We start from the raw sequence: 12,485 nt of genomic DNA on the forward strand, positions 1-12,485 counted from the left end.
GCCCCCGCCCCCCGCGCCTACCCCGGCCTCCCGGACCAGATCACCCACGGACCGCGCGACCGCCCCCGGGTGGCCCTCACCTTCCACGGCCAGGGCGACCCCACCCTCGCCCACGCCCTGCTCGGCACGGCCGAACGGCACGGTGCCCGGCTCACCGTGCTGGCCGTCGGCAGCTGGCTGGACGCGCACCCGGACCTCGCCCGCCGCGTCCTCGACGGCGGCCATGACCTCGGCAACCACACCCAGCGGCACATCGGCGTCAACACCCTCGCCGAGCCGGAAGCCCGCCGGGAGATCACCGACTGCGCCGACCGGCTGGAACGGCTCACCGGCTCCATCGGCAGCTGGTTCCGCCCCTCCCGCGCCCCGGCCGCCTCCCCGCTCGTCACCCGGCTGGCCCGCGCCGCCGGCTACCCGCACGTGCTGTCGTACGACGTCGACTCCCTCGACTACACCGGCCCGGGCGCCGCCGCCGTCACCCGCAACGTCCTCGACGGGGTGCGCCGGGGGTCGGTGGTGAGCCTGCACTTCGGCTATCCGGACACGGTCGCCGCCCTTCCCGACGTCCTGACCGAACTCGGCCGCCGCGGGCTGCGCGCGGTCACCACCACGGAGCTGCTGAGCTGATGCGAACCACGAAAGCCGCCCGCCTGCTGGCCGCCGCCGCCGTCACCGCCCTGGCGCTGCTCACCGCGTGCGACGGCGACACCGGGGACCCCGAGGGCGCGGCCCGGGTCGGCAAGACGCCGGTCCAGCCGCGGGCGGCCAAGCCGCGGGTGAACGTGCTGCCCGGGATGCCGCCGGTCGACGACCCGGCCGACCTGTACTCCGCCGACCGGCCGAACCGGCTGTCGCCCGTGGTCGCCGGCTTCCCGTCCCGGGTCTACGTGCCCAACACCAACTCCGACACGGTCACCGTCATCGACCCCGCGACCTACCGGGTCGTCGACACCATCCCGGTCGGCCGCCAGCCCCAGCACGTCGTACCGTCCTGGGACCTGAAGACCCTCTGGGTCAACAACGACCTCGGCAACACCCTCACCCCGATCGACCCGCGCACCGGCCGGGCCGGCCGGCCGGTCGACGTGCACGATCCCTACAACCTCTACTTCACGCCCGACGGCAGGTACGCCGTCGTGATGGCCTCCATGGACCGCCAGCTCGTCTTCCGGGACGCGCACACCATGAAGACCGTCAAGACCGTCCCGGTCGCCTGCTACGGCGTCAACCATGCCGACTTCTCCATCGACGGCCGCTACTTCATCGTCTCCTGCGAGTTCAGCGGCGAGCTCCTCAAGGTCGACACCGCGCGGATGGAGGTGCTCGGCAAGGAGAAGCTGCCGCTGCGCGGCGCGATGCCGCAGGACGTCAAGGTCTCCCCGGACGGCAAGCTCTTCTACATCGCCGACATGATGGCCGACGGGGTGTGGGTCCTCGACGGCGACAAGTTCACCCCGCCCCGGCTCCTCGCCACCGGCAAGGGCGCCCACGGCCTCTACGTCAGCCGCGACTCCCGCGAGATGTACATCTCCAACCGGGGCGAGGGCACCGTCTCCGTCTTCGACTTCACCCGAAACCGGCTCACCAGGAAGTGGCGCCTGCCCGGCGGCGGCAGCCCCGACATGGGCGGGGTCTCCGCAGACGGCAAGGTGCTGTGGCTGTCCGGCCGCTACAACTCCGAGGTCTACGCGATCGACACCCGCACCGGCGCCCAGCTGGCCCGGATCGGGGTCGGCAACGGTCCGCACGGCCTCGCCGTCTACCCGCAGCCGGGCCGCTACTCACTGGGGCACACCGGCGTCTTCCGCTGAAGCAGCACCTCCGAGCCCACCGGACGGTACCCGGCCGCCTGGAACGCCCGCAGACTGCGGGCGTTCCCCGGGGAGACCTGCGCCCACAGCGGCTCCGCGGCGAGCCGCCGGGCGGCGGTCACCAGCCGCCGCCCGAGCCCCCGGTGCCGGGCGTCCTCGTCCACCTCGACCGACACCTCCAGCCGCCCGGCGACCCCGCGCCCCAGGACCAGCACCCCGCCGTCCGCCGTCCAGACCCGCACGTCGTCCCGCCGCCGGCGGGCGTAGACGATCCGGGGGTGACCGGTGTCCTCGATCTCCTGCAGCCCCGGCGGCGGCCCGCCCGGCAGCGGGCCGCCCACCAGCAGCACGTCGACGGTCTCGGTGTGCCGTCCCGTCCGGTCCAGCAGGGCGGCCAGGAAGCGCGGGTTCATCGGCGCCGCCAGGGCGTCGCAGTCCGTGCCGCGCAGCGTCCCGCGCACCCAGTGCGGGTCCTCGTCGGTGAAGACCACCGCGTGCCCGGTGAAGGACAGCACTCCCGCGTCCCGCGGCGAGGGCTGCGGCAGGATCGTCGTACCGCCGTCCGCCGGCGGGAAGACACCGGCCGCCGCCGCGTCGAGGACGTCCCGCAAGGTCTCCACGGCCGCTCCCTGATTCGCCGTCCACTGACGGACCCACCCTGGCAGACACGACCGGGGGCGGCACCGGACTCCGCCGGGGTGGTCGCGGCACCGACGGCTCGAGCGGGCCGTTAATCTGACCAGCGTCAGTACGCCAGCACGGCATCAGAAACACGAATAAAAGGGGCGGATCGGTGGCGGACATCGAGGAAGCGCGCAAGGAGTTCCAGCGGATCGACGCGGACGGTGACGGATTCATCACCGCGGCGGAGTTCAAGTCCGCCCTGGCGCAGGCCGGTGACTGGAACGTCACCGAGACGGTCGCGGAGGCCGTCATCAGGACCCGTGACCTCAACGGCGACAAGGTGCTGTCGTTCGACGAGTTCTGGGCCTACCTGAGCAAGTGACCCGCCGGCGCCGGGGGGTGTCCCGTCCCGCGCGGACCGGACACCCCCTGCCGTCGCCCCGTTTGGCGCAGCGACCGGAATAGTCGGCATTCCCGCGTGGTTGCTTCTGCCGACAGAAGCATGCACGCGCATGAATCATCCGGAAGGTCGGCCATGAAGATCGGCATCATCGGTGCGGGGAACATCGGCGGCAACCTCACCCGGCGGCTCACCGCCCTCGGCCATGACGTCTCCGTCGCCAACTCACGCGGTCCCGAGACGCTCAGGGAACTGGCCGAGGAGACCGGCGCGACCCCGGTCCGGGCCGCGGAGGCGGCCGAAGGCGCCCGTGTCGTGGTCGTCACCGTCCCGCTGAAGGCCGTCCCCGACCTGCCCGCCGGCCTGCTGGACGGCGCGGCCGAGGACGTCGCGGTGATCGACACCGGCAACTACTACCCGCAGCGGGACGGCCGGATCGCCGCCATCGAGGACGACGGGCTCACCGAGAGCCGCTGGACCGAGCAGCACCTCGGCCACCGGGTGGTCAAGGCCTTCAACGGCACCTACGCCCAGGACATCCTGGACCGCCCCCGCCCCGTCGGCGACCCGGACCGCCTGGCCCTGCCGGTCGCCGGTGACGACGAGGCGGCCAAGCGGACCGTCCGCGAGCTGATCGACGCGCTCGGCTTCGACACGGTCGACGCCGGTACCATCGCCGACTCCTGGCGCCAGCAGCCGGGCACCCCGGTCTACGGCCTGCGGGCGGGCGTGGCGGCGGTCCGTGAGGCGCTCGCGCAGGCGTCCCCGGAACGCCCGGCGGACTTCCGGGCCTGAGGACCCTCAGGACCTAGGGCGTGGCCCAGTCGCGCAGGTCGTCCTTGTCCGCGAACCGGGCCACGTCCTTGTCGTGGGGCTCGCTGGTGTACTGGTGGAACCGCCACTTGGCCTTGATGCGGGGCTTGCCCGCGGAGACGTAGTCGGCGATCCACAGCCCGTCGCCGGCGTACGACGTGCGGTCGATCTCCAGCCAGAAGTGGCGGTTGCAGTAGAGGACGACCCGGTTGTCCGGCCGCCGTTCCTTCAGTTTGCGGATGAAGCGGTCCTTCTCCGCGTTGCTCGCGTGCGTGCCGTCGCCGGTGGTCTCCCAGTCGACGGCGAGGATGTCGCCGGGGCGGTCCGGGGCGTGCCGCAGGAAGTAGTCGGCCTGGTCGGTGAGGTCGCCGGGCCACAGGAAGTGGTAGAAGCCGATGACGAGCCCGGCGTCGCGGCCCCTCTTCGTCTGCGCGGTCAGGCGGGGGTTGACGTACGAACGCCCCTCCGTCGCCTTGAGGAAGACGAAGGAGAGGCCGTGCGTGTCGTACGAGGAGGACTGGTACGCGCTGAGGTCGATGCCGTGGAGCATGGGGAGCTCCCAAAGTGCCGGTGGGGGATAGGAGTTGTCCGATATATGCCCCGTTCCGGCGTGGGTGACCCGCCCGGCCGCCCGGAAATCCTCAGCCGCGGGTGACCACCGATCCCAGCACCGACGCCGGCTTGGCGGCCCAGTCGGAGGTGATGACGCTCGCGTGGTTCCGGGCCAGCAGGGCGAGGCGCGTGGCGACTTCGGCGTCCGTCGGGGCGGTGGAGGAGATCGCCGGGGACACGTTGTGGGCGTCCGTCGCGATCAGGATGTAGTGGTTCGCGGAGTAGAACGACGTGTCGTAGCCGTTGTTCACGTAGGTCGCCGCGTCGCCGTCGAAGAAGACGAACCAGGGGCGGATCGAGGCGTCGTAACGGCTGGTGCGCGGGTCGCCGCCGGCGGCGCCGAGCACGACCGGGAACGCCTGGGCCTGTCCGATCCGTCCGGCCGCGTACAGGTCCCGCAGGTGGTCGCCGTACTCCTGGTCGGTCCAGTAGTGGTCGAACGGGTTGGCCTGTTCGACCGTGCCCGGGATCATCTCGAAGAGGAACTTGCCCCGGAGGGAGTCCCGGGCGGGCCAGGCGTCGGCCTTCGCCGCCGCGTCCAGCGAGCCGTACGTCCCGCCGAGCAGGTCGGCCGGCTTGTAGACGCTGCCGCCCAGCCTCTGTGCGACGAGGGTGTCGAACTCGTCCGGGCCGAGGTTCGCGTTGTCGTTGAAGCCGACCTTGAACTCCACCTTGACGACGATCGGCGGGTGGTCGGGGTGGAGCTGGTTCCAGGCCGCCATGTTGTCCAGGCAGCTGCCGAGGTCCTGGTCGCGGCTCTTGCCGTACAGCTCGCCCGGCGTCTTCGCCGCCTCGCAGTTGTTGTCGTTGCCCAGCGGGTTGCCGTGGCTGACCCGCCAGCGGCGGCTGAGGCTGTCGGCGTAGACGTCCAGCTCCAGCAGCGAGGCCCCGGAGTCCAGCGCCTGGGCGAAGTAGGCGTACTTGGCCTTCTCGTACGCGTTGTGCGTGCCGATGGCCGTCGTCTCGGAGAACTTCGGCGACGCCGCGTGGGCGTTGCCCGGTGCCACCGCCAGCAGAGCGGCGGCACCCGCGAGCGCCGCCAGCCGTCTCATCACCCGCATGCCCGAACTCCCTCTCACCGTCGCCGAGTTGGCGGCAGCCTAGGGCTGATCGGTTACTCCGGGGTAGCCCCCGGTCGAACATCGGCCTCCGCACCGTGCGCGCGCCACCACAGGTTCGCCGCCCCGTCGGTGCCCACCGTGGCCACCAGCCGGCCGTCGGGGCTGAAGGCGAGCCCGGCGACCCGCTCGGCACGGTCCTCGAAGGGGTGTCCCAGGGCACGCGGGTGCGCGGGTTCGGTGAGGTCCCACAGCCGTACGGTCCGCCCCGAGTCCACGGTGGCCAGCACCCGGGCGTCGGGGCTGAAGGCGAGCGCGGTGGTCTCGTGACCGGAGGGCGGCGGGAGCAGCGCCTCGGCCCGCGGGTGCCTGGGGTCCGACACGTCCCACAGCCGGACCGCTCCACCGGCGTCGGCGACGGCGAGGGCGCGGCCGTCGGGGGAGAACTGGGCGGACCGTGCGGTGCGGCCGAGCCCGCTCAGCCGCCGCGCCCGCCCGGTCTCCGTGCCCAGCGCGGCCAGCTCGGTGGCGCCGTCCGGGGTGGCGCCGGCCAGCAGCACCTCGCGGCCGGTGTCCAGCAGGGCCTTCACCTGCCCGCTGACGCCCGCGGCGGACCAGCGGGTCGTCCCCGAGCCGAGGGCCAGTCCGCGTACCCCCTCCGCCCCCGCCGCCACGAGAGTGCGGCCGTCGGGGCTGGTCCCGACGGCCGTCACATGCCGCATGCCGTGCGGCGAGACGATGCGCTGCGGATGTTCGGGGTCCCACACCTCCCACGTCTCCGTCGCGGAGCGGCTGATCGTCACCAGCGAGCCCCCGTCCGGTGTGAACGCCAGCGCGTCGGCCCGGCCGCGCGGCGCGAGCCGGCCACCGCTGACGGGCCGCCAGTGCTCCGCGGGGAGTCCGCCGGTCCGCCGCGGTTCCGCCCGCTGCCAGGGCGTGGGCAGCACCTCCTGCACGGCGGCCGCGGTCAGGCAGGTCAGGACGACGAGCCAGCCGGTGAGCAGCCCGGACAGCCAGCGCCCCCGTTGCGACGGCCGGTACGGCACCGGGCGGGGCCCGGGCGGCACCGGCGCCCTGGGCACCGGCACCGGTCGCGCCCCGAGCGCCGCCACCAGCCGGGCGCCCGGCCGTGCCTGCGGAACCACCGGCCCGTGCGGGGGGCGTGCGGCCAGCGCGCACACCAGACGGCCGAGCGGGCTGTCAGCTCGCAGCATTGGACCCCCTCGGCCGCGACAGCGCCTCGTCGGTCTCCTCGCCCGCCTGGCGTGCGGTGGGCAGCGGGGGCTCGGGAGGTTGTCCGGCGACCGGGCCGGCGAGCGGGATCGACTGGAAGAACTTGGCCACGACCAGGGGGGTCGTCACCCCGACGGCGAACGCGGCGGTGGCGTTGGGCAGTTGCCCCGAGTTCCCCAGCGCCGCGGTGAGGCCGAAACCGGCGAACAGCCGCAGTCCGATGGCGACCAGCATCACCGGACGGTCGGCGCGGTTGCGCCACGGCCAGCGCCAGCGACTGCGCGGGCCGGACGGTCGCATCAGCGCCGAGAGGTTCAGTGCTTCGGCGACACCGCTGCCGAGCAGCCCCCACAGCGCGGGGTACAGGTCGATCACGGTACCGATGGTAGCGCTCGGTGACAGGAAAACAGCTTATCGTCACGACACGCCGTCACCCGGTCGGCTCAGCACTCGATGATGTTCACCGCCAGCCCGCCCCGGGCCGTCTCCTTGTACTTCACGCTCATGTCCGCGCCGGTGTCCTTCATGGTCTTGATGACCTTGTCCAGGGACACCTTGTGGGAGCCGTCGCCGCGCATCGCCATCTTCGCGGCCGTGACCGCCTTCACCGCGGCCATGCCGTTGCGCTCGATGCACGGGATCTGCACCAGGCCGCCGACCGGGTCGCAGGTCAGGCCGAGGTTGTGCTCCATACCGATCTCGGCCGCGTTCTCCACCTGCTCGGGGGAGCCGCCGAGCACCTCGGCGAGGGCGCCCGCGGCCATGGAGCAGGCGGAGCCGACCTCGCCCTGGCAGCCGACCTCGGCGCCCGAGATGGAGGCGTTCTCCTTGAAGAGCATGCCGATCGCGCCGGCGGCGAGGAGGAAGCGGACCACGCCGTCCTCGTCGGCACCGGGGACGAAGTCGATGTAGTAGTGCAGGACCGCCGGGATGATGCCCGCCGCGCCGTTCGTCGGGGCCGTCACGACCCGGCCGCCCGCCGCGTTCTCCTCGTTGACCGCCATCGCGTAGAGCGTGAGCCACTCCATGGCGTGCGCCAGCGGGTCGCCCTCGGCGCGCAGCTGGCGGGCCGAGACGGCCGCGCGGCGGCGGACCTTCAGACCGCCGGGCAGGATGCCCTCACGGGACATGCCGCGCCGCACGCACTCGCGCATCACCCGCCAGATCTCCAGCAGGCCGGCGCGGATCTCCTCCTCGGTGCGCCAGGCCCGCTCGTTCTCCAGCATCAGCGAGGAGATCGACAGGCCCGTCTCCTTCGTCAGGCGCAGCAGCTCGTCGCCGGTGCGGAAGGGGTACTTCAGGACCGTGTCGTCCAGCACGATGCGGTCCGCGCCCACCGCGTCCTCGTCCACCACGAAGCCGCCGCCGACCGAGTAGTACGTCTTCGACAGCACCTCGGCGCCCGAGGCGTCGTACGCCCACACGGTCATGCCGTTCGCGTGGTAGGGCAGCGCCTTGCGGCGGTGCAGGACCAGGTCGTCGTCGAAGGAGAACGCGATCTCGTGCTCGCCGAGCAGCGAGAGCCGGCCCGCCCGCTTGATGCGGGCCACCCGCTCGTCGGCCGTCTCCACGTCGACCGTGCGCGGCGAGGCGCCCTCCAGGCCGAGCAGCACCGCCTTCGGGGTGCCGTGGCCGTGGCCGGTCGCGCCGAGCGAGCCGTACAGCTCGCAGCGCAGGGACGCCACGGAGCCGAGCAGGCCCTCGTTGCGCAGCCGGCGGGCGAACATGCGCGCCGCCCGCATCGGGCCGACCGTGTGGGAGCTGGACGGGCCGATGCCGATCGAGAACAGGTCGAAGACCGAGATGGCCACGGTCACTCCTCAAGACAGGGGGGTGGCGGGGTACCCGGGTGCCGGGTACCCCGCCGGGGACTTACTTGTTCAGACCCGGGTACAGCGGGTGCTTGTCGGCGAGCGCCCGCACGCGCGCCTTCAGGGACTCCACGTCGTACGACGGCTTCAGCGTCTCGGCGATCACGTCCGCGACCTCGGCGAAGTCCTCGGCCGTGAAGCCGCGGGTGGCCAGGGCCGGCGTGCCGATGCGCAGTCCGGAGGTGACCATCGGCGGGCGCGGGTCGTTCGGGACGGCGTTGCGGTTGACCGTGATGCCGACCTCGTGCAGCCGGTCCTCCGCCTGCTGACCGTCCAGCTCGGACGCGCGCAGGTCGACCAGGATCAGGTGCACGTCCGTACCGCCGGACAGCACGTCCACCCCGGCCTCGCGGGCGTCGGCGGCCGTCAGGCGCTCGGCGAGGATGCGGGCACCCTCCACCGTACGCCGCTGGCGCTCCTTGAACTCCTCGGAGGCGGCGACCTTGAAGGAGACCGCCTTCGCCGCGATCACGTGCTCCAGGGGACCGCCCTGGAAGCCCGGGAAGACGGAGGAGTTCAGCTTCTTCGCGAAGTCCTTGCCGCGCGCGAGGATGATGCCGCCGCGCGGGCCGCCCAGCGTCTTGTGCGTGGTGGAGGTGACCACGTCGGCGTAGGGCACGGGGTTCGCGTGCAGACCGGCCGCGACCAGGCCCGCGAAGTGCGCCATGTCGACCCACAGGTACGCCTCGACCTCGTCGGCGATCCGGCGGAACTCGGCGAAGTCCAGCTGCCGCGGGTAGGCGGACCAGCCCGCGATGATCACCTTGGGGCGGTGCTCCTTGGCGAGCCGCTCGACCTCGGCCATGTCGACCAGGCCGGCGTCGTCCACGTGGTAGGCGACCACGTTGAACTGCTTGCCGGAGAAGTTCAGCCGCATGCCGTGGGTCAGGTGGCCGCCGTGCGCCAGGTCCAGGCCGAGGATGGTGTCCCCGGGCTGGGCCAGCGCGAACAGGGCCGCCTGGTTGGCGGAGGCGCCGGAGTGGGGCTGCACATTGGCGTACTCGGCGCCGAACAGCTCCTTGACCCGGTCGATGGCGATCTGCTCGGCGACGTCGACGTGCTCGCAGCCGCCGTAGTAGCGGCGGCCCGGGTAGCCCTCGGCGTACTTGTTGGTGAGGACCGAGCCCTGGGCCTCCATGACCGCGAGCGGCGCGAAGTTCTCGGAGGCGATCATCTCCAGCGTCGACTGCTGGCGGACCAGCTCGGCGTCGACCGCGGCGGCGATCTCCGGGTCCAGCTCGTGCAGGGACGTGTTCAGGACAGTCATGGGGCTACGACTCCTCAGCCGGTGGTGAAGGCGGTGTACTCGTCCGCGGTGAGCAGCTCGGCCGGCTCCTCCGCGACGCGCACCTTGAAGAGCCAGCCGCCCTCGAAGGGGGCGGAGTTCACCAGCGACGGGTCGTTGACGACGTCCTCGTTGACCTCAACGACCTCACCGGAGACCGGCGAGTACAGGTCGGAGACCGACTTCGTCGACTCCAGCTCGCCGCAGGTCTCGCCCGCGGACACCGTGGAGCCGGTCTCGGGGAGCTGGACGAAGACGACATCGCCGAGCGCGTTGGCCGCGTGCTCCGTGATGCCGACCGTCGAGACGCCGTCCTCGGCGCCCGACAGCCACTCGTGCTCCTTGCTGTAGCGCAGCTGCTGGGGGTTGCTCATGGCCTGAATTCTCCTGTACGCGCGGGCGTGCTGATGACGGGGGGAGTACGGAAACCGCTGGTGGGCGGGTGAATGTGCGCAGGGTCACGCGTCGGCCCCGGAGCCGGGCCCCGTGGCCGGGCGACCGTGCGGTCTCTACTTCTGGCGCTTGTAGAACGGCAGGGCCACGACCCGGTACGGCTCGTGGGTTCCCCGGATGTCCACGCCGACGCCCTCGGTGCCCGGCGCCGCGTGCGCCGCGTCGACGTAGGCCATGGCGATCGGCTTGCCCAGGGTGGGGGAGGGGGCGCCGGAGGTGACCTCGCCGATCACCTCGCCGCCGGCGACGACGGCGTACCCGGCGCGCGGCACCCGGCGGCCCTCGGCGACCAGCCCGACCAGGACCCGCGGGGGCTCGGCGGCGGCCCGCTCGGCGGCCCGCGCGAGCGCCTCGCGCCCGACGAAGTCGCCCTCCTTCTCGAACTTCACCACGCGCCCGAGCCCGGCGTCGAAGGGGGTCAGGGAGGTGGTCAGCTCGTGTCCGTACAGCGGCATGCCCGCCTCCAGGCGCAGCGTGTCCCGGCAGGACAGGCCGCACGGGACCAGCCCGACGCCCGCGCCGGCCTCGGTCAGCGCCTGCCACAGCGACACGGCGTGTTCCGGCCGCACGAACAGCTCGAAGCCGTCCTCGCCGGTGTAGCCGGTGCGGGCGATCAGCGCCGGGACGCCGGCCACCGTGCCGGGCAGCCCGGCGTAGTACTTGAGGCCGTCCAGGTCGGCGTCGGTGAGGGCCTTCAGGATGCCGGGGGACTCCGGGCCCTGCACGGCGATCAGCGCGTAGGCGTCCCGGTCGTCGCGGACCTCGGCGTCGAAGCCGGCGGCGCGCTCGGTCAGCGCGTCCAGCACCACCTGGGCGTTGGAGGCGTTGGCGACGACCAGGTACTCGGTCTCGGCCAGCCGGTAGACGATCAGGTCGTCCAGGATGCCGCCGTCGGCCTGGCAGATCATGGTGTAGCGGGCACGGCCGACACCGACGGAGGCGATGTTGCCGACCAGGGCGAAGTTCAGCAGGTCGGCCGCACCGGCACCGGTGACGGTGATCTCGCCCATGTGGGAGAGGTCGAAGAGACCGGCGCGCGTGCGCACGGCGATGTGCTCGTCGCGCTCGGAGCCGTAGCGCAGGGGCATGTCCCAGCCGGCGAAGTCGGTCATCGTCGCGCCGAGCGAGCGGTGCAGCGCGTCCAGCGCGGTGCGGCGCGGCTCAACGGGTTCGGTACTGCTCATCGGTCGGTCGTCTCCCAGGGCACGAAGGACGGGCGAGGAACGTTCCTCCCCATCTGTCATCGGAACCTGAGAGGTTCGCCCCGACCGCCACGGGGGCGATCACGGCTTGCACCTTGGGTGGAGCCGCCGGTGCGGCGGCCCGCTTTTCAGATGTGCCTCGCCCGCGCGGTAACGGGGCCTGAGAGATTCAAGGGAGGGACTTGCTCCTTCGGCGCCCCAAGCGGTCCAAGGGGACCTGGGGACTCTCCCGCGCGGATTCAAACGGCCGGTATGCAGTTGGCGGCCTCATCATTGCACGCCGCACCCCGGCCATCCAGAGCGTGCCGGTTGTAACCGACCTGTGGCCGTACGCGCACGCGGCGCCGACCCTTGCCCATTACCTTCTCTTTACATACAACGGGCATGGGGATGACCGAGCCCAGGGGGAGGACGATCATGGTGAACAGGACGCCGGCCTGTGCCGCCCACGCCGGGGTCGCGATGCCGGAGCAACCTGCCGCCCCCGCCCGCGGGCGCGCGGCGGACCGCCCCGCGCCCGTCGTCCGCGATCTGCGCGACCGCGCGGGCCGCAGCCCGCACGCCCTGCTCTTCGGCCCCCGGGACCTGGTGGTGATCACCGGCCTGCCCGGCAGCGGCAAGTCCACCCTGATGCGCCGCGCGGTCACCGGCCGGCGCGTCGACTCCCAGGACACCCGCGACCGCTGGGACGCCCGCGTCCCCCGCCGGCTCCCCTACGCCCTGTACCGCCCGCTGGTCCGCCTCGCCCACTACGCCGGACTGCGCCGCGCCCTGCGCAGCGGCGAGGGAGTCGTCGTGCACGACTGCGGCACCCAGCCCTGGGTGCGCGCCTGGCTCGCCCGCGAGGCCCGGCGCCGCGGCGCCACCCTGCACCTGATCCTCCTCGACGTCCCCGCCGAGACGGCCCGGCAGGGCCAGCGCGAGCGCGGCCGGGGCGTCTCCCGCTACGCCTTCCGCCGCCACCGCCGCACCACCGCCCGGCTGCTGCGCGCGGTGGAGCAGGGGAGACCGCCCGCCGGCTGCGGTGCGGCGGTGCTGCTGGACCGGGACGCGGCGGACGTCCTCGGCCGGGTCGGCTTCGCTCGGTGAGGCGCTGTCACGGCCACCCGATAGCCTTCTTGTT

General features: G+C 72.8%; 13 protein-coding genes, 1 pseudogene and 1 riboswitch. Of the genes and pseudogenes, 5 read left to right on the top strand and 9 right to left on the bottom strand.

All coding sequences use genetic code 11. The annotated features are described in order from the left end of the window. Both IF37_RS0114550 and IF37_RS0114555 read left to right on the top strand, forming a co-directional pair. Nucleotides 1-627, top strand: a 627-nt coding sequence (locus tag IF37_RS0114550; RefSeq protein ID WP_030741824.1) for a polysaccharide deacetylase family protein, incomplete at its 5' end; no start/stop codon positions are given. Further along, complete coding sequence (locus tag IF37_RS0114555) at nucleotides 627-1,811, top strand: YncE family protein (protein ID WP_030741827.1); 1,185 nt, start codon at nucleotides 627-629, stop codon at nucleotides 1,809-1,811. The genes IF37_RS0114550 and IF37_RS0114555, both read left to right, overlap by 1 nt. Here the strand turns inward: IF37_RS0114555 and IF37_RS0114560 are convergent. Further along, nucleotides 1,778-2,431 (bottom strand): GNAT family N-acetyltransferase, encoded by a 654-nt coding sequence (locus tag IF37_RS0114560; protein ID WP_030741829.1) that lies wholly within the window; start codon nucleotides 2,429-2,431, stop codon nucleotides 1,778-1,780. The genes IF37_RS0114555 and IF37_RS0114560 overlap by 34 nt on opposite strands. A 173-nt stretch (nucleotides 2,432-2,604) precedes the next feature. On the opposite strand from IF37_RS0114560, the gene IF37_RS0114565 reads away from it, so the two are divergent. Continuing rightward, nucleotides 2,605-2,817 (top strand): EF-hand domain-containing protein, encoded by a 213-nt coding sequence (locus IF37_RS0114565; protein WP_030741830.1) that lies wholly within the window; start codon nucleotides 2,605-2,607, stop codon nucleotides 2,815-2,817. 87 nt (nucleotides 2,818-2,904) lie between these two features. Continuing rightward, nucleotides 2,905-3,630: pseudogene (locus IF37_RS0114570) on the top strand (NADPH-dependent F420 reductase); the annotation flags it as partial. Between the two features lie 13 nt (nucleotides 3,631-3,643). Here the strand turns inward: IF37_RS0114570 and IF37_RS0114575 are convergent. From IF37_RS0114575 to gcvT, 8 genes are all read right to left on the bottom strand, one after another. Further along, complete coding sequence (locus tag IF37_RS0114575; protein ID WP_030741835.1) at nucleotides 3,644-4,198, bottom strand: glycoside hydrolase family 25 protein; 555 nt, start codon at nucleotides 4,196-4,198, stop codon at nucleotides 3,644-3,646. A gap of 91 nt (nucleotides 4,199-4,289) precedes the next feature. Beyond that, a complete protein-coding gene (locus IF37_RS0114580; protein ID WP_030741838.1) occupies nucleotides 4,290-5,321 on the bottom strand; it encodes a phosphatidylinositol-specific phospholipase C domain-containing protein in 1,032 nt (343 codons plus the stop codon). A 53-nt stretch (nucleotides 5,322-5,374) separates the two neighbouring features. Next, nucleotides 5,375-6,532: a WD40 repeat domain-containing protein gene (locus tag IF37_RS0114585; RefSeq protein WP_030741841.1), complete on the bottom strand. Its 1,158-nt coding sequence runs from the start codon at nucleotides 6,530-6,532 to the stop codon at nucleotides 5,375-5,377. Next, on the bottom strand, nucleotides 6,519-6,926 hold the full coding sequence (locus IF37_RS0114590) for a hypothetical protein (RefSeq protein ID WP_030741845.1): 408 nt from the start codon (nucleotides 6,924-6,926) through the stop codon (nucleotides 6,519-6,521). The genes IF37_RS0114585 and IF37_RS0114590 overlap by 14 nt, the downstream gene beginning before the upstream one ends. Nucleotides 6,927-6,994: 68 nt before the next feature. Further along, complete coding sequence (locus tag IF37_RS0114595) at nucleotides 6,995-8,362, bottom strand: L-serine ammonia-lyase (RefSeq protein ID WP_030741847.1); 1,368 nt, start codon at nucleotides 8,360-8,362, stop codon at nucleotides 6,995-6,997. A gap of 61 nt (nucleotides 8,363-8,423) precedes the next feature. Then, a complete protein-coding gene (glyA, locus tag IF37_RS0114600; RefSeq protein ID WP_030741850.1) occupies nucleotides 8,424-9,689 on the bottom strand; it encodes a serine hydroxymethyltransferase in 1,266 nt (421 codons plus the stop codon). A 14-nt stretch (nucleotides 9,690-9,703) separates the two neighbouring features. Further along, complete coding sequence (gene gcvH, locus IF37_RS0114605; protein ID WP_030741852.1) at nucleotides 9,704-10,081, bottom strand: glycine cleavage system protein GcvH; 378 nt, start codon at nucleotides 10,079-10,081, stop codon at nucleotides 9,704-9,706. Between the two features lie 135 nt (nucleotides 10,082-10,216). Then, a complete protein-coding gene (gene gcvT / locus IF37_RS0114610) occupies nucleotides 10,217-11,344 on the bottom strand; it encodes a glycine cleavage system aminomethyltransferase GcvT (protein ID WP_030741855.1) in 1,128 nt (375 codons plus the stop codon). Nucleotides 11,345-11,500: 156 nt separating this feature from the next. Then, nucleotides 11,501-11,604, bottom strand: a riboswitch (glycine riboswitch). A gap of 178 nt (nucleotides 11,605-11,782) precedes the next feature. Here gcvT and IF37_RS0114615 point away from each other — a divergent pair. Next, a complete protein-coding gene (locus tag IF37_RS0114615) occupies nucleotides 11,783-12,451 on the top strand; it encodes an AAA family ATPase (protein ID WP_030741858.1) in 669 nt (222 codons plus the stop codon). Nucleotides 12,452-12,485 lie beyond the last annotated feature (34 nt).

The sequence above is a fragment of the Streptomyces sp. NRRL S-31 genome, assembly GCF_000718775.1.
Lineage (GTDB): Bacteria > Actinomycetota > Actinomycetes > Streptomycetales > Streptomycetaceae > Streptomyces.